Below are 22,819 nucleotides of genomic sequence, written 5' to 3' on the forward strand. Positions count from 1 at the left end.
CCTTCCTAGAATGTCCGCAGGAGGACAGGGATGGCCCACGACCGCAGCTCCGGTGATCGGCCGGGAACGACCGCGCTCACGCGTCGCCGCTTCAACCAGGGGCTCGGCGCGCTCGGCGTCGGGCTGACCGTCCGGGCGAACGCCCAGGACGCGCCCGTTCCGCTGGAGCAGTTCTTCCAGAACCCCGCGTTCGGGGAGCCGCGCTTCTCGCCCGACGGCAACTCGCTTGCCGTCGGCGTGGCGGCGAAGAACGGCCGCGTGCAGCTCGTCGTGATCGACGTGGCCAGGCTCTCGGCAAAGGTGGTGGCCAGCTTCACCGACTCGGACGTCTCGATGTACGACTGGGTCAATGACGATCGGCTCGTCGGCGGCGTGACCGAGGGCGACACCGCGCCGGGCGACATGCGCTTCGGCTCGGCGCTGTTCGCCGTCGACAAGGACGGCGACAACTACCGGCGGCTGTGGACCGCCATCGGCGCGTACGCCGGCACCCCCCGCAAACGCGACACCGACGACATCTTCGTCGAAGGCGCGGAGCGCACGCCCGCAGGGGAGCTGCACCACACGGTCCTGTTCCGGCTGAACACGCGGACCGGACACTTCACGCGCCTGAAGGGACCCGACTTCGTCCGGGATTGGGTGCTGGACCAGGACGACGAACCGCGCGTAGCCGTCACCGTGAGCGACGGCAAGCGCTCGGTGCTCCATCGCGATCCACGCACGGGAGAGTGGCGCGCACTCGACACGCGGGGCGTGTACGAATACGCCGGCTTCGAGCCCTACGCGTTCACGCCCGACGGCACCCTGCTCGTCACCTCGCGGCAGGAAGGTGACACCACGCGGCTGCACCGCTACGACTTGCAGGCCAACCGCGTGGCGGATGCCATCGTCTCGGTGCAGGGCTACGACTTCCAGGGCTCCCTCGTCTTCAGCCAGCAGCGCCTGCTGGGCGTGCACTACGTGGGCGACGCGATATCGACGGTGTGGCTCGACGAGCGTCTCAAGGGCATCCAGCAGAAGGTGGACGCCCTGCTGCCCAACACCATCAACCTCCTGGCCGTTCCCTTGCGCGGCCAGCGGTCCACCGTGTCCGTGCACGCCCATTCGGACCGCGACCCCGGCACCCTGTACCTGTTCGACACCGCGTCGGGCGAACTCACCCTGCTCGGCAAGCGGATGCGCGACATCGACCCGCGCCGCATGGGCAAGGTGGACCTGGTGCGCTACAAGGCGCGCGACGGCCTGGAGATCCCGGCCTGGCTCACCTTGCCCGCCGGCGGCGGCAAGAACCTGCCGATGGTCGTCCTGGTGCACGGCGGCCCCTACGTCCGCGGCCGCAGCTGGCGCTGGGATCCGCACGCGCACTTCCTCGCCTCGCGCGGCTATGCCGTGCTGGAACCCGAATTCCGCGGCAGCACCGGCTTCGGGTTCCGCCATTTCCGCGCGGGCTGGAAGCAATGGGGCCTGAAGATGCAGGACGACATTGCCGACGGCACGCGGTGGGCGATCGCGGAGGGCATCGCCGATCCGAAGCGCATCTGCATCGCGGGTGCCAGCTACGGCGGCTATGCCACGCTCATGGGCCTGGTGAACGATCCGGACCTGTACAAGTGCGGCATCGACTGGGTCGGCGTCACCGACATCGAGATGCTGTCCACCGTCAGCTGGAGCGACCTGTCGGACGTCTACGAGCGGTACGGCATGCCCATCCTCGTCGGCGACCGGGCCAAGGACGCGGAGCAGCTGCGCAGGACCTCGCCCCTGCACCAGGCCGCGCGCATCAGGCAGCCGCTGCTGCTCGCCTATGGCGGCCGCGACCGCCGCGTGCCCATCGTGCACGGAACCGAGTTCCGCGACGCCGTGCAGAAGACCAATCCCGACGTCGAGTGGATCGAATACCGGCTCGAGGGCCACGGCTGGATGCACGTGCCCAATCGCATCGACTTCTGGACGCGCGTCGAGAAGTTCCTCGCCAGGCACCTGGGCCCGCACGCCGGCTAGCATTCGAAGAAGGTCCGCCATGCCCATCCGTCCCAGCTCCCGCAAGGCCGCCGGCGTCCTCCTCGCGGTCGCCGTGGTCATCATCGCTGCCGTGTCGGGCAGTTGGCACGGCCGCAGGGAGCAGCCCCAGCAGGTGCTGGACCCCGCCCGCATCGTCCTGCTGCGCACGCCGGGTGGTTTCCTCGAAGTGGGCAGCCTCGAGAAGGCCGAGGAGTTCGGCTGGAGCTCCAGCTGGGATTGCGGGCCGGTCGCCGATTGCGGCAAGTTGTTCGGCACCACGGTCAGCCGGTTGCGCGTGCGTGCGCGCTACACCTACCGCATCCCGCTCGCGGAGGAATGGCGCCTCGTGCGTGACGGCGCGCAGTGGCTCCTGGAAGTGCCGCAGGTGCAGCTGGCGACGCCCGTGCCCTTCCACACCGCGGACGTCGAGATCAGCACCAGTGCAGGCTGGCTCTCGCCTCCCGTGGGACCGAATCGCGAACTGCTGCTCCGCAACATCGGGCCCGAGCTGGCGCGGCGCGGCAACGAGCCGGCCTACCTGCAGGCGCAGCGCCCCCTGGCCCAGAAGACCGTTGCCGAGTTCGCGCGGCGATGGATGCTGGAGCAGCGCAAGGGCGCCGATCTCCCGGTCCAGGTCACGTTCAGCGGCCCCTCGCCAGGCTGATCCTTCCCGCCCGCGCTTCTTGCCGGGCACACCCATTGCCGCGGTCCTGCGGGATGCGTCCCATGGCCGGCATGCCATGGGCGGCGTCCCTTCGCGTCTTCGAACGCACCTCAACCAAAAGGACCTCCGACATGACCAAGACCCACAGAATCGCCGTCCTCGCGGCCAGCGCCGCGCTTGCCGCGGCCTCGTTCGCGGTGCAGGCGCAGTCCTCCTCCAGCGGATCCAGCACGAGCCCGGGCAGCAGCACCAGCTCGTCGACCGGCTCCTCGTCCAGCTCCGGCACGGGGTTGAGCAGCGGATCCAGCACGAGTCCCAGTACGGGCGCCGGCACGAGCTCCAGCACCAGTCCCAGCACCAGCGGCATGGGCGCCTCCAGCGCCGGCACCACGCCCTGCCTCAATCGCGGCAGCAGCGCGAGCGCGTCGGCCACCCCGGGCAGCAGCTCCATGGGTTCCGACTCCAGCGGCTCGACCACCATGGGCTCGGCAGGCAGTTCGGGCGGGATGGGCTCCAGCAGCAGTCCCTCCGCATCGAGCGGCACGTACGGTTCGAGCAGCAGCCCGGGCGCCAGCAGCACGGCATCGTCCAGCCCCAGTGACAGCAGCAGTTCGTCCAGCCCCGGAAGCACGACGATGGGATCGTCCAGCGGCTCGGGCAGCAGCCTCGGCGGGACGAGCAGCTCGATGGGCGCGGGAGCGGGCACGACCGCGAGCAACTCCGGCTCGACCGGTTGCTGATCCGGCGCGTGGCGCGGCCACGCTGATCAGAGATGGGCGCCTCAGGCGCCCTTCTCTTTGGGCAGGCCAAGCTCCAGCGCGGCCGCTCGAAACAGCTTGTCACCTCTTCGTGCTGGCGAAATGTGCTCTTTGCACATTACAGTAGCTCAGCACATGACGAACCCGGACACACCCCTCGACGCGGACCGGCACGCCGTCCTGGGTGTGCTCGCGACGCTGCTGAAGCCCGTGGCGCAGCTGTGCATCGCACGCGCCGTGACGATCCAGCCCGTCGAGGAACTGCTGCGGCAAGCCTTCGTGCAGGCCGCTCGGGACGCTTGCGAGGCCAGTGCGCGCAGCGAGCGGCTCACCAGTCGCCTGAGCACCATGACGGGCCTGACCCGGCGGGAAGTCGGCCGGCTGCAGGCGGCGCCCGAACAGCGGCTGCCGGTCTCGCGATCTCCGGCGACCGACGTGCTGACGCTCTGGATGAGCCAGGCGGCCTACCTGGACGAGACCGGCGTTCCAGCGTCGATTCCCCGCCTCGGTCCTGAACCCAGCTTCGAGGCGCTCGCGGCCCAGGTCACGCGCGACGTCCACCCGCGATCGCTGATGGACGAGCTCGTGCGGCTGAAGATGGTGGCGCACGACCCCGCCACGGACCGGCTGGCACCGCTCACCAACGCCTTCGTGCCGCGGGCCGACTGGACCCGCATGCTCGGCTTCCTCGGGACCAACGTCGGCGACCACCTGCGTGGCGCCGTCACCAACGTGCTCGGCGGCGGCAACGAACATTTCGAACAGGCGCTGCTGGCCGACGAGCTCTCCAGCGAATCGCTCGCGAAGGCTCGCCAGCTCGTCGCCGAGCAATGGCGTCACCTCATGACTTCGCTCGTTCCGCAGCTGCAGGCGCTGATCGAGGACGACGCGCGCCAGCGGCGGCCGCAGGACCGCGAGCTGCGCATCGGCCTGTATTCGTGGTCCGGTCCCATGCCGGACCAGGACCGACCTTCCGGAGCATCGGACTCCGGCCAACCAGGGAATGCAACCCATGACAAGCACGACTGACAAAGCCGGCCGCGTCACGCGCCGAACCGCCCTCGCCTCCCTCGCCGCGGGCGCCGCCACGCTGGCAGGCTGCGGCGGAGGTGCCGCGGGCGGCGACGCGACGGCCGGCGTGAGCGGAGCAGCAGGCGTCGACGCCGTACCCGCTGGAGCCGCGCCCGCCATGGGGGATGCAGGCGGACCCGCCGACGTGGCGGGCATCAGCAGCGGCGGCACCGGATCGTTCACCACCGGCACCGTGTCGGGACTGGGTTCGATCATCGTGTGCGGCATCCGCTACGACGACGGGTCGGCGACCGTGGAACGGGACGACGGCGGCATCGTGGGCGCGGTCCGCCCCGGGATGGTGGTCGCGGTACGGGGAACCGCCATCGCGCCCGCCGCCGGCACTGCCCTCCCGACCGCGACGGCGCTGCAGATCCGCTATGCCAGTGAATGGGCCGGCCCGGTGGATGCGGTGGACGCCGTCGCGCGGACGATCACCGTCGCCGGGCAGCGCGCGGACATCGCCGCGAATGCCGTGTTCGATGGCGACGCCCTCCAGCTGGCCGGCATCACCACGGCGCACCAGGTGGAGCTGCACGGCTACCTGGACGTCTCGACCGGACGCCTGCTCGCCACCCGGGTGGAGGTCTCCAGCGTCGCGGCAGCCAGCGTTCGCCTGAGCGGCAAGGTGACCAGCCTGGATGCAGCGGCACGCACGTTCCAGCTCGGCACCGCCCTGATCGGCTTCGATGACGGTCTTGCGCTGCCGGCGGCCTGGGGCAATGGGCAGCTGGTGCGGGTGACGCTCGTGCCCGGCTCGAGCGGGACTGCATGGCGTGCGACGGGCATCCAGCAGCGCCAGGCATGGCTGCAGGCGATGGACGCCGGCAATGGTGCGGAGGCCGAACTCGAGGGACGCATCACCAGCGTCGGTGCGCCCGGCACGTTCGCGGTCAACGGCATCCAGGTCGACGCGTCCGCTGTCACGCTGGCGGGCGCGCTGCTGGTCGGCACCGTGGTGGAAGTGCATGGCACGACGTTCAACGGCACGGTGATCGCGAGCCGCGTGGAGCTCAAGCCGCTGGCCCAGGTCGAGACCGAGGTGTTCGAGTTCCTGGGCGCGGTGAGCAACCTGGACATCCTCACGCGGACCTTCACGCTGAAGGGCCTGCAGTTCACCTACGGCGTGGGCACGCCCATCGACATCCTTGGCTGGATCACCGGGGCGACGCCCGTCGTCCACGTCAAGGCCGTTCCCGTCGGCGGCAGCTGGCTCGCGACCGAGATCCACCAGTCCTGAATCGATCAGGCATCCCATGCTGACCACGTCCGACATCAACGAGTGGACCCGCGCGTCGATCCACGCGCGGCAGGTCTCCACGGGCACCTGGACCTCCTCGGCACATCGCAGCGCCGAGGAGACCGGCACGCCCGAGGCGGAACAGAGCTGGCGCACCCTGCTGCGCGTGCTGCAGACCAGTGCCGATCCCGAGGTGCACCTGGCGCTCGCGACCGGTCCGCTGCGGCGCCTGATCGACGAGGCCAGCGGCCAGTTCATCGACCGCATCGAGCGCGCCGCCTGGAGCAATCCCGGGTTCTGCAAGCTGCTGGCGCTGGCGTGGGACTGCGCCCCGACGGACATCTGGGCCAGGATCGATGCGGTGCGAAGCGTCGACGTCGCGCGCCGGCTCGCAGCCGGCTACGGAACGCCCGGCCGCTAGCGCAGGGCCGCGGTCGTCAGCGGATCGGGCGTGCCGCCGAAGTACTGGCGCAGGGCGTCGCTGAACACCTCGTTGTCCTGCGCCGCTTCGGCGAACAGGGTCAGGCAGGAGCGCAGCTTCATCGCGTCGGTCTCGCCGAAGATCGCCACGGCGTCGTGCTGCCGCAGGTGCAGCAGCAGCTGGCAGCACTCGAGCAGTCGCGGCCCGAGGACCGGGTGCATGAGATAGGCCCTTGCCTCGTCCACGCCGGACAGGCCGTAACGACGGGCCATGCTGCTGCGGCCCAGCGTCGCCAGCTGCGGGAACACGAACCACATCCAGTGGGACTGCTTGAGCCCGGCGCGCAGCTCGGCGAGCACGTCCGCCCACACGGTGTCCTGCGCGGTGACGAACCGCTGGAGATCGAAGGGATCGGCTGCCATCGCACCACTCTAGTCGCGTGCGGTCCCCGCCGGTGACAATGCGCCCCTTGCCTTCACGAAAGCCCGCATGCCGCCCCGTCCCGCCTGGTCCGACAAGGTGATCGCGCTGCTGCGCGCAGGCAACCCCGCCGGCGCCATCGCCCAGATCAGGGTGGCGCCCAGCGTGCGCGACCTGCGCGCGCTGGAGAAGGCGATGGGCGCAGCGCAGCTCACCGGCAAGTGGCGCGATGTCGACGGCGCGATCGCGGACAGCGTGCAGGCGCTGTCGGCACCGCGGCTGCACCGCTCGCCGTGACGGGCGCGAGCCGGTAAGCTCCAAGCCCCGCGCAGCACCGCGCGGAGCTCCAGGAGACAACCATGCGCATGCCCGCCTCGTTCCCGCTGTCCTGCATCAGGCGCGGAGTTGCCGTCGTCGCGACCACCTTCCTCGCCATCACGTCCCATGCCGCGTCGGTGCCGCCCGTGGGCGCCGAGAACGGGATGGTGGTCACGGCCCAGCACCTGGCCAGCCAGGTCGGCGTCGACGTGCTGAAGAAGGGCGGCAACGCCGTCGATGCCGCCGTCGCGGTCGGCTATGCCCTCGCGGTCGTCTATCCCGCGGCCGGCAACCTGGGAGGCGGCGGCTTCATGACGATCCAGCTGGCCGACGGGCGCAAGACCTTCATCGATTTCCGCGAGAAGGCGCCGCTGGCCGCGCGGCCCGACATGTACCTGGACAAGGATGGCAACGTTGTGAAGGGCGCCAGCACCGGCGGCCACCTCGCCGTGGGCGTGCCCGGCAGCGTGGCGGGCATGGAGCATGCGCTGGCCACCTACGGCACGATGAAGCGCGGTGAGGTGATCGCGCCCGCGATCTCGCTGGCCGACCGCGGCTTCGTGCTGGAACAGGGCGACATCGACCTGCTGGGCACGGCCACGGAAGGCTTTCGCAAGGACCCGGCGACCGCGGCGATCTTCCTGAACAAGGGCGAGCCGTACAAGGTCGGCGACCGGCTGGTGCAAAAGGATCTGGCCGGCACGCTGAAGCAGATCGCGCGGCATGGCGCGGCCGGCTTCTACCAGGGACCGGTGGCCGCGGCCATCGCCTCGTCGAGCAAGGCCGGCGGCGGCATCCTCACGCAGGAAGACCTGGACAAGTACCGCGTGCGCGAACTGGCGCCCATCGAGTGCGACTACCGCGGCTACCACGTGGTGTCGGCGCCGCCGCCCAGCAGCGGCGGCGTGGTGATCTGCGAGATCCTCAACGTGCTGGAAGGCTATCCGCTGCGCGACCTGGGCTTCCGCTCGGCGCAGTCGGTGCACTACCAGATCGAGGCGATGCGCCATGCGTACATGGACCGCAACAGCTACCTCGGCGACCCGGCGTTCGTGAAGAACCCGATCGATCGCCTGCTGGACAAGAGCTACGCGGCCGCGATCCGGCAGGCGATCGACCCGCAGAAGGCCGGCGACTCCGCGGCCCTGAAGCCCGGCGTGCCGCCGCACGAGGGCAGCAACACCACGCACTACTCCATCATCGACAAGGACGGCAACGCGGTCTCCGTCACCTACACGCTCAACGACTGGTTCGGCGCCAAGGTCACCGCCGCGGGCACGGGCGTGCTGCTGAACGACGAGATGGACGACTTCACCGTCAAGGTCGGCGTGCCCAACCTGTATGGCCTGGTGCAGGGCCAGGCCAACTCCATCGCGCCCGGCAAGACGCCGCTCAGCTCGATGTCGCCGACGATCGTCACCCAGAACGGCAAGCCAGTGATGGTGGTGGGGACGCCCGGCGGCAGCCGCATCATCACGGCAGTGCTGCACACCATCCTCAACGTGATCGACTACGACATGGACATCCAGGAGGCGATCGACGCACCGCGCTTCCACCAGCAATGGCTGCCCGACGCCACCAACGTCGAACGGTTCGCGATCAGCCCCGACACGCGCAAGATCCTCGAGGGCATGGGCCACAAGCTGGCCGGCCCGCAACCGGCCAACCACGTCGTCGCCATCCTGGTGGGTGCCCCCTCGCTCAAGGGCAAGCCGGTGGGGCGCAACCGCTATTACGGCGCCAACGACCCGCGCCGCAACACGGGCTTGGCGCTCGGGTACTGAGTCGCGCGCTCAGGGCGACACGCCGCGCGGCGGCCGCATCGCATCGGCCACGGCGCTCGCCCACAGCTGCGCCGTGCGGTCCACGTCCCAGCCCGTGCGCACGTCGTTGCTGGGCAGCAGGCGGCCCGGGTTGCGCATGTCCTGCCAGTCGCCCGCACGCAGCAGCAGCTCGCCCGAGCGGGCGTCGCTGAGTTCGGCCACCAGCGTCATCTCGCCGCTGGACGCCGCCAGCACGCGCGATCGGCCCGGCGTCGGGGTCCACGGATTGTTGAGATACACGTCGACGACCTTCAGCTTCATCCGCAGCACGCCAGGGCCGGCTTCGTTCGCCAGCACCAGGCCGTGTTGCGGCAGCGTGGCGGCGAACGCCTGCTGGACCGATCGGGCCACGTCCTTGCGCAGCGCCTCGCGCTCCTGCGGGCCGAGCGGAATCACGCTGCCCGTGCGGTAGGGCTTCCAGTCGCGGCGGAAGGACACGTCGACGGGCTCCAGCAGCACGCGGTCATAGCTGCCCAGTGACGCCCCCGGCCGCACGGACGCGAGCCCCAGGCCGGCCAGCTGCGTGCGCTGCAGGCCCTGCGCAGGCACCAGCTGGTCGAGCGAGCCATTGAAATCAGCGAAGGCGACCGGCGCCGCCACGAGAGCAGCAAGCACGGTCGCGCGGCGAATCCAGCGCATGGTCGTCATGAGGATCTCCTCGTCACTCCTGCGGGATCGATCCCGGCATCGGTCCCACCAGCAGCCAGGGCTCGGGGCAGGTCAGCACCTCGGGGTAATACGCCTGCAGGACGCCGCAGTAGTAGCGCGACTCCGGCTGCACCAGCACCGCCGCCGGCGCGATCGGCTGCAGGTACACGGGCGCCGCTGCGCCCACCCACCACCAGCCGAGCGTGCCGCCACGCACCCCATGCGCCCAGTGCCCGCCGTGGAACGCGGGCGACCCGCCGTGGCCGTGGAAACCGCCGCCGTGGAAATGGGAACCGGAGCCGCCGACGACATGTCCTGCAGAGCCGGGGCCCCCGCGTACGCCTGCAGGTCCACCCGCGTGTCCGCCATGACCGCCGCCGTGACCGCCCCCATGCCCACCGCCGTGGGCGAATGCCGCCAGCGGCGCGGCGGCCAACAGGAGCGTCGCGCCCATGGAGGCGACACGCTTGCAGAGTCTGGCAGCGGCCATGGCCGTGCTCCGGAGGGAATGGGAAATAGGTGTAGACCGCCGCGGCGCGCGGGAGTTGCATCGCCATCGCGCCAGCCTCCCCGGCGCGACAATCGCCGCATGGTCCGAACGCCCCTCCTCCTCGCCGCCGCCCTGCTCGCCGCCTGCGCCACGCAGCCCCCGCCGCCGGTCACCACGGCCAGCGGACTCGTCTACGAGTCGCTTCGCGAAGGCACCGGCCCTTCGCCCACGGCCACCGACGTCGTGCAGGTCCATTACCGCGGCACGTTGCCCGACGGACGCGAGTTCGACAGCTCCTACGGCCGCGGTCGTCCCGCGCAATTTCCGCTCAATCGCGTGATCCCCTGCTGGACCGAAGGCGTGCAGCGGATGAAGACGGGCGGCAAGGCCCGCCTCACCTGCCCGCCCTCCATCGCCTACGGCGAGCGCGGCGCGGGCGGCGTGATCCCGCCGAATGCGACGCTCGTGTTCGAGGTCGAACTGCTGGGCACCCAGCGCTAGCCCGAACTGCGCAGCTTGCATCGCGCGGCTGGGCCACGCGATTGCCACAGGCGGTGACGGGGCCGGCGGGCTGCTTGCACTTGGTTGCCTGCGGCCGCGGCAGGGGTGGGCAGCATCGCGGGTTCCGGCGCGACAGCGCCACGACACGCAGAAGGAGCACCATGGAGAACCCCAACCGCACCACCTATGCCGCACTCGCCGCCGGCGGCCTGCTGCTGGCCGACCAGGTCCGCCGCTACCGGCGCCGCACCATGCTCGACGACCTGAACGACAACGTCAGCGACGTGATGAACAGCGATGTCAGGACGCGCATGCCGATGGGCACCGCTGTTCTCGGCCTGGCGGCGCTGGTGGGTGGCGCGCTGTACCTGTCGAACGTGCTGCGCAGCAGCCCCGGCTCCGGCCGTGCGTCGAACGTGCACGAGGCGATCGAGCTCGAGGTGCCGGTGAGCACCGCGTACAACCAGTGGACCCAGTTCGAGCAGTTCCCCAAGTTCATGGCGACCGTGCAGGAGGTCAGGCAGGTCGACGACACGCACCTGCACTGGCGCGCCGTGGTGGGCGGCAAGACCAAGGAGTGGGACGCCGAGATCACCGAGCAGATCCCCGACAAGCGCATCGCCTGGCGCAGCACCAATGGCGTGGCCAACGGCGGCGTGGTGACGTTCCACAAGATCGGCGAGAACCGCACCCGCGTGATGCTGCAGATGGACTACGAGCCCGAGACGCTGGGCGAGAAGGTGGGCGACGCGATCGGCGGCGTGAAGCTCACGGCCAAGGGCAACCTGAAGCGCTTCAAGCAACTCGTCGAGCAGCGCGGCGCCGAGACGGGTGCATGGCGCGGCACCGTCACCGAGCATTGATGCGCTCCGCACCGTCCGGTCGCACGCGCACGCCGCACGACGTCTTCGTCGGCAAGGAGATGCAGGAGGAGCAGCGCGTGGTGCAGAGCGGCGCGAAAGACACGGTGGCGCGCGCCGAGTCCTGACTCCGGGCGGCGCGACATCCTCGCGGCCGGTGTGCGCGGCGGCCATTGGGGCTGTCCGACACACACGCAGGGTGAAAGGCGATATAGATCGGAATCCGATGTTTGTGGCGTCGAGGCCGCAGGCATTCCACTTGCCCATCCATCGCCATGACCACCACACGCGACAGCATCGAGGACATCTGGGGTCCGCGCACGCCCTACGCGGGCGAGGCCCAATGGCCCGAGCGCGCCGACGAGCGAACGCTCGAGCAGCCCGACCGCTGGGTGCAGTCCGCCTGCGTGCTGTGCTCCAACGGCTGCGGCTGCGACATCGGCGTCAAGGACGGACGCATCGTCGGCGTGCGCGGCCGTGCGCAGGACACCACCAGCCGCGGCCGACTCGGCCCCAAGGGCCTGCACGGCTGGGAAGCGAACAACAGTCCCGACCGGCTGACCACGCCGCTCGTGCGGCGGAATGGCCGCCTCGACCCGGCCAGCTGGGACGACGCCATGTCGCTCATCGTTCAGCGCGCGGCGCAGGTGAAGAAGGAGTTCAGCGGCAGCGCGATCGGCTTCTACACGTCGGGCCAGCTGTTCCTGGAGGAGTACTACACGCTGGGTGTCATCGGCAAGGCGGGGCTCGGCACGCCGCACATGGACGGCAACACCCGCCTGTGCACCGCCACGGCGGCGGCAGCGCTGAAGGAGACCTTCGGCTCCGACGGCCAGCCGGGCAGCTACTGGGACATCGACGAGACCGACTGCGTTCTGATGGTGGGCCACAACATGTCGGCCACGGACACCGTGCTCTGGAGCCGCGTGCTGGACCGCCGCGCCGGACCGCGTCCGCCCAAGCTGATCGTCATCGACCCGCGCCGCACCATGACGGCACGCGAGGCCGACGTGCACCTGGCGCCGCGCCTGGGCACCAACGTCGCGGTGCTGAACGGCCTGCTGCACCTGCTGATGGAGGGCGGCCATGTGGACCGCGCCTTCGTGGAGGCGCACACGCTCGGCTTCGACAAGCTGCGCGAGGTGGTGCAGCCCTACACACCCGAGCGCGTGCAGCAGATCTCGGGCATCGACGCGCAGAAGTTGCGCGACGCCGCACGCATCATCGCCACGTCGTCCATGCTGCTGTCCACCTGCCTGCAGGGCGTGTACCAGTCGAACCAGGCGACGGCCGCGGCGGTGCAGGTGAACAACATCAACCTCGTGCTGGGGCGCATCGGCAAGCCGGGCTGCGGGATCCTGCAGATGAACGGGCAGCCGACCTCGGAGAACACGCGCGAGACCGGCGCCGATGGCGACCTGCCCGCTTTCCGCAACTGGGAGAACACGGAGCACATCGCCGAACTCGCGCGCCTGTGGAACGTGGAGCCGGCGCGGATTCCGCACTGGGCGCCGCCGACCCATTCGATGCAGATCTTCCGCTACTGCGAGACCGGCTCGATCCGCATGCTGTGGATCCAGGCGACCAATCCCGCGGTGTCGTTGCCCAACCTCGATCGCGTGCGAGCCATCCTGGGCAAGCCCGATTTGTTCGTCGTGGTGCAGGACGCCTTCATGACCGAGACGGCGGCCCTGGCCGACGTGGTGCTGCCCACCGCGATCTGGGGCGAGAAGACAGGCACTTTCACCAACGTCGACCGCACCGTCCACATCAGCCACAAGGCGGTCGATGCGCCCGGCCAGGCCCGCCCGGACTTCGACATCTTTCTCGAATTCGCGCAGCGCATGGACCTGCGCGACAAGGACGGCGCGCCCCTGATCAAGTGGAAGACGCCGGAGGAGTGCTTCGAGGCCTGGAAGGCGTGCTCGCGCGGACGGCCCTGCGACTACAGCGGCATGAGCTATGCCAGGCTCACCGGCGGCGCGGGCGTGCAGTGGCCCTGCAACGAGCAGCATCCGCAGGGCTCGCGCCGGATCTACACCGACCACAGGTTCATGACCGATCCCGACACGTGCGAGACCTTCGGCCATGACCTGCTCACGGGTGCGGTGGTGCCGGTGGCCGAGTACAAGGCCATGCGCCCCGACGGCCGGGCGCTGCTCAAGCCGGCCGAGTACGTGCCACCGCCCGAGGAGCCCGATGCGCAGTACCCGTTCTTCCTCACCACGGGCCGCCTGACGCACCACTTCCACACCCGCACCAAGACCGGCCGCTCGCCCGAGTTGGTGGCCGCCGCGCCCGACGCCTACCTGCAGATCTCGCGCGAGGACGCGGCCTCCCTCGGCGTGAAGGAGGGCGACTGGGTGCGGGCCACCTCGCGCCGCGGCACGCTCGAGGCGCGCGCGCAGGTGGGCGACATCGATCGCGGCCAGGTGTTCGTGCCGTTCCACTATGGCTACTGGGATGCGCCGGAGCATGCGCGCGCGGCCAACGAGCTGACCATCTACGAGTGGGATCCGGTCAGCAAGCAGCCGCACTACAAGTACGCGGCCGTGTCGCTGGAGAAAGTGGCGTCGCCGCGCACGCGCCAGCCCGAACAGGTGGCGCTGGATCCAAAGGCGCAGCCTGGCGGCGGCGTGACCGGCGCGCTCAAGGCCGCCGCGCAGGGTGCCGTCACGGCGGTGAAGCACCTGAAGCCCGCGCGCTCGCACACCGCCGACTACCTGGGCCTGCTGCAATTGAGCGAGCAGCGCCTGGTGCGAGCGTTCGAACAGGCGCGCCACACGCACCCCGACGAGCCCGACCTGGGCACGATGTGCCAGCAGTTCGAGCAGTGGTCGACCGAGGCCGAGCGCTCGCTGGTGCCGTTCGTGGCGAAGTACGGCGAGCGCAAGGAAGGCGAGCCCGAGCGGCTGGACAAGGCCCTGCTGGTGCAGCGCAAGCCGAACGCGTTCGACCTGCTGCGCGACCTGCACGACCTGTGGCTGCTGGTCAACGAGAGCCTGATCTCGGTCGACGTGATGGAGCAGGCGGCGCATGCACTGCGCGACGAGGAACTGCTGAAGGCCATCCAGCAGATCCGCGAGCGCAACAAGCGCCAGGGAGACTGGCTGCGCACCCGCATCCGGCAGGCGGCGCCGCAGGTGCTGGTGGTGCCGTCCTGAGGCTCGCGCCGCAACTCAGGTGAGCCGGTACTCCACCGGCTGCAGCGCCGCAGGCAGGTCCGTTTCGCCCAGGGCTTCGCGCAACTGGATCTCGATGTTCTGGCACACCGTGTCCAGCGGCAGGTGGTTGGCGGCCAGGCCGAACGGCTCCTCGATCTCGTCACCCAGCGCGTCGAGGCCGAAGAAGGTGTAGGCAACGATCGCCACCACGAACGGCGTCATGAAGCCGACCGTGTCCACCAGCCCGAACGGCAGCAGGAAGCAGTAGAGCCACGCCGTCCGGTGCAGCAGCAGCGTGTACGGGAACGGCACCGGCGTGTTCTGGATCCGCTCGCAGCCCGCTGCCGCCGACGTCAGTGCCGTCAGCGTCTGGTCGAGGTCCAGCGCGAGCGGTGCGTCGACCTTGCGTGCACGCAGCAGGTCGCCGAGGACCTCGCCATTGCGGCGCAGCAGGTAGTCGGTGCCTGTGCGCGCCGTCCCGAAGCCGGCCACGTCGGCCTCGGCCAGCAGCCTGCGCATGTCGGGCATGGGATCGCTTCCGCGCAGCTGGTGCCGCAGCGCCGAGGCGAACGCGATCGTGCGCATCACCAGGCCGTGGCGCGGGTCCTGCGGAGGCGTGGGCGAAGCGGGCGCGTCCAGCAGCAGCATCGTCTGCACTTGCCGCGCGAACGTGCGCGAACGCGACTCGACTTCCGCCCAGAGCTTGCGCGCCTCCCAGTAGCGGTCGTAGGCCGTGCTGTTGCGAAAGCCCAGGAAGATCGCGAGCGCCAGGCCGATCAGCGAGAACGGCACGGTGGTCAGCGTCACCTTGAACTGGTAGACGAATCCATGGGTGAGGGTCACGAGCACCGCGACGGCGATGCAGGTGATCAGCTCCCAGGCGACGTGGGGAAGGACGGAGCCGCGGACGATGAAGAACAGCTGGGCCCCGTGCGGGCGGTCTCGGACAATCACAGGCGGGAAACGATGGCGATCGCGCGGCGGGATCGCTCCTGGAAGCGGATGGACAACTCGCGATGCTAAGCGATGGTGCCTTTCAACTCCCTGTGGATCCTGCCGCTGCGGCATCATGGCGCGATGCCAGCACCGCACCTGCGGCCACTCGCCCGCGCCGCCCTCGCCTCGCTCTCCCTCTGCCCGTTCGCGATGCCGGCCTTCGCCGCCGACGATGGCCCGGGCAGCCATGGCGAGGAACTGCCGTGGAAGCTCACCACCGGCGTCTACGCCCTCAGCGGCGGCGCGCAGCCGCGCGCGACGGCGCTCGACCTGAACCTGCGCCGCTCGGGTGATTTCGGCAATGCGTGGGTCGGCTGGTACACGCAAAGCGCCGGCGGTCCCACGCAATCGCGCGCCGGCTGGGACCGGTTCTTCGATCTCGGGCCAGCGCGCGTGCAGCCCTCGGTGCAACTCGCATCCGGCGGCTTCCGCGGTGGCAGCGTTTACGTCGAAACGGGCGAGACCTGGTTTGCCGGCGTCGGCGCCGGCCGAACCAACCTGCGCCCCTACGTCAACCTGAATTTCGATCCGAATGACATGGTGATGCTCGCGGCCGGGCGGCGCAGCGAGCACCAGCAAGTGCAGCTCCTGCTGGTGGCCGACAACCGCGAGAACCCCGACCAGCGCCACCTGCACCTGAACTGGCGGACCGAACCGCGCGAAGGCGAACGGCTCACCGTCGACCTCCTGGCCAAGCGTGGCGACGTCGAAGGCGAGCGCATCCACCGGCTCGGCGCTTCCGTCACCTACGACTGGCCGCGCTGGTCGCTGCGCGCGGCGTGGGACCCCAAGGTCAACTTCACGCCGCAGGACATGCTGCGGCTGTCCGTCGCGGCGCGGTTCTGAGCGCACAATCGCGGCCCTGAGAACCGCGCTCGTCCGAAGCGCGGCCACACATGCGATAGCGGGAGGCGCATGCAACAACCAGACATCGAGGAATGGCGACTGGCGGAGCGCGCCGCCGCGGAAGCCGAGCAGGCCGCGCGCGCAGCGGCCGGCACCGAAGACCATCGCGACCTGGTGGCCGCGGCCAAGCGGCAGCGGGCCAATGCGGACCGGCTGTGGCGCGAGTTTCTGGGCAGCAGCCTCACGCCGCTGGCACCCGCGGCACCGGAAGCGCCGGCCACCGGACCGGCACCCGCGCGCGACCAGGCAGACGTCGCGACGCTCACGCGGCGCATCGAGGAATGGCGACGCGCACAGGCGCGCGCGCATGCCGCCGAAGTGAAGGCGGTTCACGCCTATACCCGCTTCGCGCGCGGCGCGGAGGAAGAAGCGCCGTACGCGTGGCAGGCCGAAGCCACGATGCTGCGCGACGAAAGCGCGGCACGCCTGCAGCGCGTCTACGAGGAGGCGGCGCGGCTTCGTGCGGCCTCCGGCGGCAACCCGTTGCCACCCCGCCAGGCCTAGGGCGCGCAGTGCAGGTCGACAGACACGAAACGAACGGCCTCGGGTAAAATCGAAGCAGCGGTGCATGGTGCGCCGCTGCTGCAAACGGAGAGACCCCATGTTGCAACCCGTCCTGATTGGCGGGCCAGACGCAAGGCGACTCCAGCCTTCCGTTTCCCGCCTCCACAAAGGCGCAGGCCGTGTCGACGACTCGCGCCTGTGCACCAGCGCCTCGCGCTGGATCCTGCCCCCCAGCGTTCCCGAACGATGACGACGCGGTCCTGCACCGCTCGTTGACGCCCTGCGCCTCGGCCCATGGCCGGCGCAGCCCCTCGTCCTGCTCGCACAGCTGTCGCTCACGTGGTCTCGCCACGTGCGGGCCTGGCCGTGCGCGCGCATCGCTGAAGGAAACGCCATGCACATCGATCTGAGCCTGAGGGAGCACGCTCCCCGCAAGTCCACCGACGGACTGCAATTGCTGCTGTATGCAGCCGCGAGTGCCCTGCTGCCCTACGCGGCGGCGGCCGTTCTGCTGCTCATTGGCCAGGGCGCCTGAGCGCCCCGCAAGGCGATCGCGTCAGCGATGGCCTTGCGCCAGCCACGCCTGCGCTTCGGCGCGGTCGCGGAACATCTGCGTCTGCAGGCCGATCTCGTTGGCGAAGATCTCGGGCTCCTGCAGGAGCCAGGGCGCGTCCACGACCATCGCCACGCGCACGCCTTTCAGGCGCACCGCCGCGACGCGCGCCACTTCGAGGCGGTCCTCGTCTTCCGTGACGTAGGGAATGCCGCTCATGTCGATGAGCACGCGCCGCATGCCCTCGCGCGCGCAGATGTCCGCGATCAGGGCCAAGCCACCCAGGTAGTCGTTCGGCGCGGGTTCGCCGCTGCAGGCGACGACGAGATGGTCCCGCCGTGAGATGGCGATGTTGAACATGGCGAGAGGACGGCGTTGCGCCCGGTGCGCGGGGACGAGCTAGGCGTTCAGCTGCGCGAGCGCAGCCTGCAGGCCGGGCAGGCCGCCCACCCGCTGGTCGTTGATGAAGACCTGCGGCATCTGCCGCACCGACGGACCGCACTTCGCGTAGAACGCGAGCCGCTCGGCCTCGTCGTCGATCTTCACTTCGTCGAACGCGAGGTTGCGCGACTTCAGCAGCGACTTGGCCGAGTCGCATTGCGGGCAGGCCGACTTGGAATAGACAACGATCTTCAGGGGCATCGCGCTCCAGTGTATCGGCCGTGCTGACGCCGAACTTGCAGCGGGAGGGGCGCACCGTGCCGGACTTCCGGTGCACGTTGTTGGCGCGCTTATTGCTTGATCGAGGTGCGCGTGAGCCGGGATGGCCCGCGAACGCACCAACACGAAGCAATTCTCTCGGAGAGACATCCATGGAGGCACTCAAACAGGGCGGTGACGTCCTGTTCATCCTGCTCGGCGGAGTCATGGTCCTGGCCATGCACGCGGGGTTCGCGTTTCTGGAACTGGGCACCGTCCGCAAGAAGAACCAGGTGAACGCGCTGGTGAAGATCCTCAGCGACTTCGCCATTTCCACCATCGCCTACTTCCTCGTGGGCTACACCGTGGCGTACGGCACTTCGTTCTTCGTCGGCGCCGAGCAGCTGGCGGCGAAGAACGGCTACGAGCTGGTGAAGTTCTTCTTCCTGCTCACGTTCGCCGCCGCCATCCCGGCCATCATCTCGGGCGGCATCGCCGAGCGCGCCCGCTTCGGGCCGCAGCTGCTGGCGACGGCGGTCATCGTCGGCCTGGTCTATCCCCTGTTCGAAGGCGTGAGCTGGAACCACGCGTTCGGCATCCAGGGCTGGATCCAGCGCACCACGGGCGCGGAGTTCCACGACTTCGCCGGCTCCGTGGTGGTGCACGCCGTGGGCGGCTGGCTCGCCCTGCCGGCGGTGCTGCTGCTCGGCGCGCGCGCCAACCGCTATCGCAAGGATGGGGCGATGTCGGCACACCCGCCCTCGAACATCCCGTTCCTTGCCCTGGGTGCGTGGATCCTCACCGTCGGCTGGTTCGGCTTCAACGTGATGAGCGCGCAGACGCTCGACAAGGTCTCGGGCCTGGTCGCGGTCAACTCGCTGATGGCGATGGTGGGTGGCACGCTCGCCGCGCTGGTCCTGGGCCGCAATGACCCCGGCTTCGTGCACAACGGCCCGCTCGCCGGCCTCGTCGCCGTGTGCGCGGGCTCGGACGTGATGCATCCGATCGGGGCGCTGGCCGTCGGTGCCATCGCCGGCGCGATCTTCGTGGCGATGTTCACCGTCGCCCAGAACCGCTGGCGCATCGACGACGTCCTCGGGGTGTGGCCGCTGCACGGCCTGTGCGGCCTCTGGGGCGGGCTGGCCGCCGGCATCTTCGGCAGCAAGGCGCTGGGGGGCATGGGCGGCATCAGCTTCGGCGCGCAGGCGATCGGCAGCCTGCTCGGCGTGACATGGGCCGCCCTCAGTGGACTGCTGGTCTACGGGGCCCTCAAGTTCACCCTGGGCCTGCGCCTGTCGCAGGAAGAGGAATACGAGGGCGCCGACCTCGCCATCCACCGCATCGGGTCGACGCCCGAGCGCGAGGCGACCTGGTAGCAGCCGGGGCCTAGGGAACGCGGCGCAGCAGCTCGCCGTACGTGCGCAGCACCTCGCGCTGGCCCGGCCCCATGCGGCCGCGCAGCAGCGCGAGGGCGTTGCGAAGCCGCGCGCGCGGCATCCACGGCTTGTAGCGGCCGGCGAAGTGCACGACGCGCAGTCCACGCGTCGTGCCGCGCGTCAGCCGCCCGGGCAATGCATACAGCCCGGTGTCCAGGTACGCGTCCACGTAGTCGAAGAAGCAGTTGTCGCCCTGGTCCAGGTGCGGGCCCTCGCGCGACCAGTCGGCATAGAAGGAATTGATCAGGTCCTGGTCGCCCAGCGCGGGCCGGCCGTCGCGCTGCATCTCGTCGCGCGCCATCTCCAGCGTCGTGGCGATGCGCTGCGGCAGCTCGGCCTTGGGCTCGATGACCATCAGGCCCGAGTTGAGCCGGATCCAGTCGCTGTTGACCAGCCGGCCTGCATCGACGGCCGCCATGTGCGGGGCGTTGAACAGGTCGTCGATGTTCTGCAGGACCACCATGTCGCAGTCCAGGTAGACCAGCTTGCTGAACTGGTCCAGCCCGAACAGCCACAGCTTGTCGAAGGTGTAGGCCCAGTGGTGGTGCTGCTGCACGGCCCAGCCGGGGAGCAGCCCGTCGGCTGGCAGTGGCAGAACCTGGGCCACGCCGGGCATCGTGGTCAACGCATTGCGCGTGGCCTGCGGCAATCCGGCCGACACCGCCACGACCAGCGGGATGTGGGTGCCGGTGCGCTGCAGGCTCGCGGCGAGACAGGCCACGCCCGGCAGGTAGTCGGGCGTGCTCAGCAGGGTGATGTAGGCGCGCATGCGGCGTGAAGGAGTTGGCAGTTCGCCAGACTCTAGAAGCTCAGCGCCATCCGTGCGCCTCCGCACGTCCGTGAATTGTCACAAGACGTGCCGGATCAGTTCGATCTGAACTCTTCGTCAGATGCGGACTGCCCCGCGCACGCTCAGGCTTCCGTCCACTTCGTGTGGAACTTCCCCGGCCGGTCCAGCCGCTGGTAGGTGTGCGCGCCGAAGTAATCGCGCTGGGCCTGCAGCAGGTTGGCCGGCAGGCGCGCCGCGCGATAGCTGTCGTAGTACGCCAGCGCGCTCATGAACGCGGGCACCGGCACGCCGTGCTGCGCCGCGGCCGCAACCACGTCGCGCAAGGCCTGGTGCGAGTCGGCCATCACCGCGGCGAAGTGCTCATCGAGCAGCAGGTTGGCCAGCTTCGGATCGCGCACGTAGGCGCGGCGGATGTCCTCCAGCAGGCGCGCGCGGATGATGCAGCCCGCGCGCCAGACACCCGCGACGGTGCCGAACGGCAGGTCCCAGGCGTACTCGCGGTCGGCCGCCGCGAGCAGCTGGAAGCCCTGCGCATAGGCGCAGACCTTGGCGGCCAGCAGGGCGCGGCGGATCTTCTCGACGAACGCCTCGCGATCGCCCGCGAATGCCAGCGACGGGCCACGCAGCACTTGCGAGGCGGCCGCGCGCTCGGCACGCACCGCGCTCACGGTGCGCGCGAACACCGCATCGGCGATGGTGGGCGCCGTCACGCCCAGGTCCAGCGCCGCCTGGCTGGCCCATTTGCCCGTGCCCTTCTGCTCCGCCGTGTCGACGATGACGTCGACCATCGGCTTGGCCGTCTCCGGATCCGTGCGCGCCAGGATCTCGGCCGTGATGCCGACCAGGTAGCTGGAGAGCTCGCCGCGGTTCCAGCCCGCGAACACCTCGCTCATCTCCGCCGGTTGCAGCCGGGCGAGCTGCTGCATCAGGAAGTAGGCCTCGCAGATCGTCTGCATGTCGGCGTACTCGATCCCGTTGTGGACCATCTTCACGTAGTGGCCCGCGGCCGACGGCCCCATCCAGTCGCAGCACGGCTGGCCGTCCTCGGCGCGCGCGGCAATGGCCTGCAGCATCGGCTTCACGCGCGGCCAGGCCTGCACATGGCCGCCGGCCATGATCGCCGGGCCGCGCAACGCACCCTCCTCGCCACCGCTCACGCCGGCTCCCACGTAGAGGATGCCGGTGCCTTCGAGCTCCAGCATGCGGCGCTGGGTGTCGGTGAAGCGCGTGTTGCCGCCGTCGATGACGATGTCGCCCGCCGCGAGCAGCGGGCGCAGGTCGGCCAGCACTGCATCGACTGCAGCACCGGCGGGCACCATCAGCAGCAGCACGCGCGGGGTGCGCAGGCTGGCCACCAGCTCCTGCAGCGATCGCGGCGCGGCGGCGTGTGTGCGGCGCGCGAAGTTCTCGCGCTTGGTGTCGTCCAGGTCATAGCCGCTGACGGCGAAGCCGTTGCGGTCGAAATTGAGGGCCAGGTTCTCGCCCATCACACCCAGGCCGACGATGCCCAGGTCCGATTGCTTCAGGGAATTCATCCCCCGATTGTCCCCGAGGCTCGACAACGGCCGGGCTGCCGGCAAAGTAGGCCGGGCCGCTGCATCCACCCCACACCCGCGCGACCCGCCGCACGCCCGCTACCGATGCTTACCAACCCATCCCGGGCAGCGCCAGCAGCGCCGCGGCGCTGCTGCCGAGTTGGTTTCTAATAGCGCTCCGCTGGCGCCTCAGACGCGAGCCGCCAGCCGTCCGGGCCCATCGCGGCCCTCCCGCGCCGCAGCCGCGCAGGCCTCGCGCCGCCGGCCGCTGCGCACCGACGAACGAACTTGGAAGGCGCCCGCGTGGCGCCCGGGATTGGCCATTGCGCACGACGTTCTGCAGTTCGAACCTGGTCCGCCTGCTCGGTGAGTGGCTGCCGGCCGCGCCGGACAGCTCGGGGATCGACTTCGCCGAGCGCCTGAGCCTGCAGCTCAATCCGCTGGATGCGATCGCACTGCAGGCGGTGAACCAGCAGGTGCGTGCGCGGCGCACGGCCGCGCGCACCACGCCGGCCGCGCTCGCACGCAAGCTGCGCGAGGACGTGGAGCGCGTGCGCGGCACGCTGGCGCACGCGATCGGCCAGGAGGTCGAGCCGTTCTTCGACGTGCCCCTGCCCGGACGCGGCAAGACACGCGCCGTGCTGCCCTCGCCCGCCGAGGCCGCGTGGTCCGGCTACCAGCACCGCCACGCGGCGTTGCAGCGCCAGATGGACCAGATGGTGGCCGCGGTGCGCGACCACGTGCGCCAGGCCCTCTCCAGCGCCTCCCCGCGGCTGCAGCAGCTGGCCGCGCTCGACGCCACGCTCGAGAAAGTGCTGGCCGCCCGCGAGCAGTCGGCGCTGCCCCGCATCCCGCGCCTGCTGCAGCGGCGCTTCGACCAGCTGCGCAAGGACCACGAGCGCGCCGTGGCGCAAGACGCCGTCGACGACGACCCTGCACGCTGGAGCAAGCCCGGCGGCTGGCTCCACGCCTTCGCGCAGGACTGGCGCCAGGTCCTCATCGCCGAGCGCGACCTGCGCCTCGACCCCGTGGCCGGCCTCGTCGAGGCCGCCGCCACCGACACCAACACGACCCCATGAGC

At 70.2% G+C, this 22,819-nt stretch carries 25 protein-coding genes; 16 read left to right on the plus strand and 9 right to left on the minus strand.

The window, feature by feature from the left end:
- The first annotated feature begins 30 nt into the window (after nucleotides 1–30).
- Together ACPWT1_RS18305 and ACPWT1_RS18310 are read left to right on the plus strand one after the other, a co-directional pair.
- Entirely contained in the window at nucleotides 31–2,001 is a 1,971-nt protein-coding gene (locus ACPWT1_RS18305; protein WP_427912562.1) for a prolyl oligopeptidase family serine peptidase, read from the plus strand.
- A 19-nt stretch (nucleotides 2,002–2,020) separates the two neighbouring features.
- Nucleotides 2,021–2,665 carry a hypothetical protein gene (locus tag ACPWT1_RS18310; protein ID WP_427912563.1) on the plus strand — a complete coding sequence of 215 codons (645 nt, stop codon included), beginning with the start codon at nucleotides 2,021–2,023 and terminating at the stop codon, nucleotides 2,663–2,665.
- On the opposite strand, the gene ACPWT1_RS18315 is transcribed toward ACPWT1_RS18310, so the two are convergent.
- Nucleotides 2,643–3,371: a hypothetical protein gene (locus ACPWT1_RS18315; protein WP_427912564.1), complete on the minus strand. Its 729-nt coding sequence runs from the start codon at nucleotides 3,369–3,371 to the stop codon at nucleotides 2,643–2,645. The two genes, ACPWT1_RS18310 and ACPWT1_RS18315, sit on opposite strands and share 23 nt — an antisense overlap.
- A 187-nt stretch (nucleotides 3,372–3,558) precedes the next feature.
- Here ACPWT1_RS18315 and ACPWT1_RS18320 point away from each other — a divergent pair, with 187 nt between their 5' ends.
- The 3 genes from ACPWT1_RS18320 to ACPWT1_RS18330 are packed head-to-tail and all read left to right on the plus strand — an operon-like array spanning nucleotide 3,559 to nucleotide 6,155.
- Nucleotides 3,559–4,452 carry a DUF6502 family protein gene (locus ACPWT1_RS18320; RefSeq protein WP_427912565.1) on the plus strand — a complete coding sequence of 298 codons (894 nt, stop codon included), beginning with the start codon at nucleotides 3,559–3,561 and terminating at the stop codon, nucleotides 4,450–4,452.
- Nucleotides 4,436–5,734 (plus strand): DUF5666 domain-containing protein, encoded by a 1,299-nt coding sequence (locus tag ACPWT1_RS18325; RefSeq protein ID WP_427912566.1) that lies wholly within the window; start codon nucleotides 4,436–4,438, stop codon nucleotides 5,732–5,734. The genes ACPWT1_RS18320 and ACPWT1_RS18325 overlap by 17 nt, the downstream gene beginning before the upstream one ends.
- 16 nt (nucleotides 5,735–5,750) lie before the next feature.
- Nucleotides 5,751–6,155, plus strand: a complete 405-nt coding sequence (locus ACPWT1_RS18330) for a DUF6869 domain-containing protein (RefSeq protein ID WP_427912567.1) — start codon at nucleotides 5,751–5,753, stop codon at nucleotides 6,153–6,155.
- Here ACPWT1_RS18330 and ACPWT1_RS18335 read toward each other — a convergent pair.
- A complete protein-coding gene (locus ACPWT1_RS18335) occupies nucleotides 6,152–6,577 on the minus strand; it encodes a DUF1810 domain-containing protein (RefSeq protein WP_427912568.1) in 426 nt (141 codons plus the stop codon). The genes ACPWT1_RS18330 and ACPWT1_RS18335 overlap by 4 nt on opposite strands.
- Nucleotides 6,578–6,644: 67 nt before the next feature.
- Here ACPWT1_RS18335 and ACPWT1_RS18340 point away from each other — a divergent pair, with 67 nt between their 5' ends.
- Both ACPWT1_RS18340 and ggt read left to right on the plus strand, forming a co-directional pair.
- Complete coding sequence (locus ACPWT1_RS18340) at nucleotides 6,645–6,872, plus strand: hypothetical protein (RefSeq protein ID WP_427912569.1); 228 nt, start codon at nucleotides 6,645–6,647, stop codon at nucleotides 6,870–6,872.
- A 68-nt stretch (nucleotides 6,873–6,940) separates the two neighbouring features.
- Nucleotides 6,941–8,677, plus strand: a complete 1,737-nt coding sequence (gene ggt, locus ACPWT1_RS18345; protein ID WP_427915591.1) for a gamma-glutamyltransferase — start codon at nucleotides 6,941–6,943, stop codon at nucleotides 8,675–8,677.
- 9 nt (nucleotides 8,678–8,686) lie between these two features.
- Here the strand turns inward: ggt and ACPWT1_RS18350 are convergent, their stop codons facing one another.
- On the minus strand, nucleotides 8,687–9,364 hold the full coding sequence (locus ACPWT1_RS18350) for a DUF3313 family protein (protein ID WP_427912570.1): 678 nt from the start codon (nucleotides 9,362–9,364) through the stop codon (nucleotides 8,687–8,689).
- Nucleotides 9,365–9,377: 13 nt separating this feature from the next.
- The gene (locus tag ACPWT1_RS18355; protein WP_427912571.1) at nucleotides 9,378–9,854 is read right to left on the minus strand and encodes a hypothetical protein; all 477 of its coding nucleotides are present in this window, start codon (nucleotides 9,852–9,854) and stop codon (nucleotides 9,378–9,380) included.
- A 99-nt stretch (nucleotides 9,855–9,953) separates the two neighbouring features.
- Between ACPWT1_RS18355 and ACPWT1_RS18360 the strand changes: the two genes are divergently transcribed.
- From ACPWT1_RS18360 to ACPWT1_RS18375, 4 genes are all read left to right on the plus strand, one after another.
- Nucleotides 9,954–10,355 (plus strand): FKBP-type peptidyl-prolyl cis-trans isomerase, encoded by a 402-nt coding sequence (locus ACPWT1_RS18360; protein WP_427912572.1) that lies wholly within the window; start codon nucleotides 9,954–9,956, stop codon nucleotides 10,353–10,355.
- Between the two features lie 161 nt (nucleotides 10,356–10,516).
- The gene (locus ACPWT1_RS18365; RefSeq protein ID WP_427912573.1) at nucleotides 10,517–11,218 is read left to right on the plus strand and encodes an SRPBCC family protein; all 702 of its coding nucleotides are present in this window, start codon (nucleotides 10,517–10,519) and stop codon (nucleotides 11,216–11,218) included.
- Complete coding sequence (locus tag ACPWT1_RS18370; protein ID WP_427912574.1) at nucleotides 11,218–11,343, plus strand: hypothetical protein; 126 nt, start codon at nucleotides 11,218–11,220, stop codon at nucleotides 11,341–11,343. Before ACPWT1_RS18365 ends, ACPWT1_RS18370 begins: the two co-directional genes overlap by 1 nt.
- A 147-nt stretch (nucleotides 11,344–11,490) precedes the next feature.
- On the plus strand, nucleotides 11,491–14,379 hold the full coding sequence (locus ACPWT1_RS18375; protein WP_427912575.1) for a molybdopterin oxidoreductase family protein: 2,889 nt from the start codon (nucleotides 11,491–11,493) through the stop codon (nucleotides 14,377–14,379).
- Between the two features lie 15 nt (nucleotides 14,380–14,394).
- Here the strand turns inward: ACPWT1_RS18375 and ACPWT1_RS18380 are convergent, their stop codons facing one another.
- Complete coding sequence (locus ACPWT1_RS18380) at nucleotides 14,395–15,333, minus strand: bestrophin family protein (RefSeq protein WP_427912576.1); 939 nt, start codon at nucleotides 15,331–15,333, stop codon at nucleotides 14,395–14,397.
- Nucleotides 15,334–15,456: 123 nt separating this feature from the next.
- On the opposite strand from ACPWT1_RS18380, the gene ACPWT1_RS18385 reads away from it, so the two are divergent.
- From ACPWT1_RS18385 to ACPWT1_RS18395, 3 genes are all read left to right on the plus strand, one after another.
- Nucleotides 15,457–16,221 (plus strand): hypothetical protein, encoded by a 765-nt coding sequence (locus ACPWT1_RS18385; protein ID WP_427912577.1) that lies wholly within the window; start codon nucleotides 15,457–15,459, stop codon nucleotides 16,219–16,221.
- Nucleotides 16,222–16,290: 69 nt separating this feature from the next.
- Nucleotides 16,291–16,785 (plus strand): hypothetical protein, encoded by a 495-nt coding sequence (locus ACPWT1_RS18390; protein WP_427912578.1) that lies wholly within the window; start codon nucleotides 16,291–16,293, stop codon nucleotides 16,783–16,785.
- Nucleotides 16,786–17,179: 394 nt separating this feature from the next.
- The gene (locus tag ACPWT1_RS18395; RefSeq protein WP_427912579.1) at nucleotides 17,180–17,320 is read left to right on the plus strand and encodes a hypothetical protein; all 141 of its coding nucleotides are present in this window, start codon (nucleotides 17,180–17,182) and stop codon (nucleotides 17,318–17,320) included.
- Between the two features lie 21 nt (nucleotides 17,321–17,341).
- Here the strand turns inward: ACPWT1_RS18395 and ACPWT1_RS18400 are convergent, their stop codons facing one another.
- Complete coding sequence (locus tag ACPWT1_RS18400; RefSeq protein ID WP_427912580.1) at nucleotides 17,342–17,698, minus strand: STAS/SEC14 domain-containing protein; 357 nt, start codon at nucleotides 17,696–17,698, stop codon at nucleotides 17,342–17,344.
- A 39-nt stretch (nucleotides 17,699–17,737) separates the two neighbouring features.
- The gene (locus tag ACPWT1_RS18405; RefSeq protein WP_427912581.1) at nucleotides 17,738–17,980 is read right to left on the minus strand and encodes a glutaredoxin domain-containing protein; all 243 of its coding nucleotides are present in this window, start codon (nucleotides 17,978–17,980) and stop codon (nucleotides 17,738–17,740) included.
- A 170-nt stretch (nucleotides 17,981–18,150) separates the two neighbouring features.
- On the opposite strand from ACPWT1_RS18405, the gene ACPWT1_RS18410 reads away from it, so the two are divergent.
- A complete protein-coding gene (locus ACPWT1_RS18410) occupies nucleotides 18,151–19,353 on the plus strand; it encodes an ammonium transporter (RefSeq protein ID WP_427912582.1) in 1,203 nt (400 codons plus the stop codon).
- 10 nt (nucleotides 19,354–19,363) lie between these two features.
- Here ACPWT1_RS18410 and ACPWT1_RS18415 read toward each other — a convergent pair whose 3' ends face one another.
- Complete coding sequence (locus ACPWT1_RS18415) at nucleotides 19,364–20,182, minus strand: glycosyltransferase (RefSeq protein ID WP_427912583.1); 819 nt, start codon at nucleotides 20,180–20,182, stop codon at nucleotides 19,364–19,366.
- A gap of 143 nt (nucleotides 20,183–20,325) precedes the next feature.
- Nucleotides 20,326–21,729, minus strand: a complete 1,404-nt coding sequence (gene gndA, locus ACPWT1_RS18420) for an NADP-dependent phosphogluconate dehydrogenase (protein ID WP_427915592.1) — start codon at nucleotides 21,727–21,729, stop codon at nucleotides 20,326–20,328.
- A 332-nt stretch (nucleotides 21,730–22,061) separates the two neighbouring features.
- Here gndA and ACPWT1_RS18425 point away from each other — a divergent pair, with 332 nt between their 5' ends.
- The gene (locus ACPWT1_RS18425; RefSeq protein WP_427912584.1) at nucleotides 22,062–22,817 is read left to right on the plus strand and encodes a DUF3348 family protein; all 756 of its coding nucleotides are present in this window, start codon (nucleotides 22,062–22,064) and stop codon (nucleotides 22,815–22,817) included.
- Nucleotides 22,818–22,819: the final 2 nt, after the last annotated feature.

Source organism: Ramlibacter sp. MMS24-I3-19, from assembly GCF_050320135.1.
Taxonomy (GTDB): Bacteria; Pseudomonadota; Gammaproteobacteria; order Burkholderiales; family Burkholderiaceae_C; genus Ramlibacter.

Bases quoted from the DNA above. Each gene is read 5' to 3' on its own strand.
- ACPWT1_RS18305 (WP_427912562.1), top strand. From the start codon at position 31: ATGGCCCACGACCGCAGCTCCGGTGATCGGCCGGGAACGACCGCGCTC.
- ACPWT1_RS18310 (WP_427912563.1), top strand. From the start codon at position 2,021: ATGCCCATCCGTCCCAGCTCCCGCAAGGCCGCCGGCGTCCTCCTCGCG.
- ACPWT1_RS18320 (WP_427912565.1), top strand. From the start codon at position 3,559: ATGACGAACCCGGACACACCCCTCGACGCGGACCGGCACGCCGTCCTG.
- ACPWT1_RS18325 (WP_427912566.1), top strand. From the start codon at position 4,436: ATGACAAGCACGACTGACAAAGCCGGCCGCGTCACGCGCCGAACCGCC.
- ACPWT1_RS18330 (WP_427912567.1), top strand. From the start codon at position 5,751: ATGCTGACCACGTCCGACATCAACGAGTGGACCCGCGCGTCGATCCAC.
- ACPWT1_RS18335 (WP_427912568.1), bottom strand. From the start codon at position 6,577: ATGGCAGCCGATCCCTTCGATCTCCAGCGGTTCGTCACCGCGCAGGAC.
- ACPWT1_RS18340 (WP_427912569.1), top strand. From the start codon at position 6,645: ATGCCGCCCCGTCCCGCCTGGTCCGACAAGGTGATCGCGCTGCTGCGC.
- ggt (WP_427915591.1), top strand. From the start codon at position 6,941: ATGCCCGCCTCGTTCCCGCTGTCCTGCATCAGGCGCGGAGTTGCCGTC.
- ACPWT1_RS18350 (WP_427912570.1), bottom strand. From the start codon at position 9,364: ATGACGACCATGCGCTGGATTCGCCGCGCGACCGTGCTTGCTGCTCTC.
- ACPWT1_RS18355 (WP_427912571.1), bottom strand. From the start codon at position 9,854: ATGGCCGCTGCCAGACTCTGCAAGCGTGTCGCCTCCATGGGCGCGACG.
- ACPWT1_RS18360 (WP_427912572.1), top strand. From the start codon at position 9,954: ATGGTCCGAACGCCCCTCCTCCTCGCCGCCGCCCTGCTCGCCGCCTGC.
- ACPWT1_RS18365 (WP_427912573.1), top strand. From the start codon at position 10,517: ATGGAGAACCCCAACCGCACCACCTATGCCGCACTCGCCGCCGGCGGC.
- ACPWT1_RS18370 (WP_427912574.1), top strand. From the start codon at position 11,218: ATGCGCTCCGCACCGTCCGGTCGCACGCGCACGCCGCACGACGTCTTC.
- ACPWT1_RS18375 (WP_427912575.1), top strand. From the start codon at position 11,491: ATGACCACCACACGCGACAGCATCGAGGACATCTGGGGTCCGCGCACG.
- ACPWT1_RS18385 (WP_427912577.1), top strand. From the start codon at position 15,457: ATGCCAGCACCGCACCTGCGGCCACTCGCCCGCGCCGCCCTCGCCTCG.
- ACPWT1_RS18390 (WP_427912578.1), top strand. From the start codon at position 16,291: ATGCAACAACCAGACATCGAGGAATGGCGACTGGCGGAGCGCGCCGCC.
- ACPWT1_RS18395 (WP_427912579.1), top strand. From the start codon at position 17,180: ATGCACATCGATCTGAGCCTGAGGGAGCACGCTCCCCGCAAGTCCACC.
- ACPWT1_RS18400 (WP_427912580.1), bottom strand. From the start codon at position 17,698: ATGTTCAACATCGCCATCTCACGGCGGGACCATCTCGTCGTCGCCTGC.
- ACPWT1_RS18405 (WP_427912581.1), bottom strand. From the start codon at position 17,980: ATGCCCCTGAAGATCGTTGTCTATTCCAAGTCGGCCTGCCCGCAATGC.
- ACPWT1_RS18410 (WP_427912582.1), top strand. From the start codon at position 18,151: ATGGAGGCACTCAAACAGGGCGGTGACGTCCTGTTCATCCTGCTCGGC.
- ACPWT1_RS18415 (WP_427912583.1), bottom strand. From the start codon at position 20,182: ATGCGCGCCTACATCACCCTGCTGAGCACGCCCGACTACCTGCCGGGC.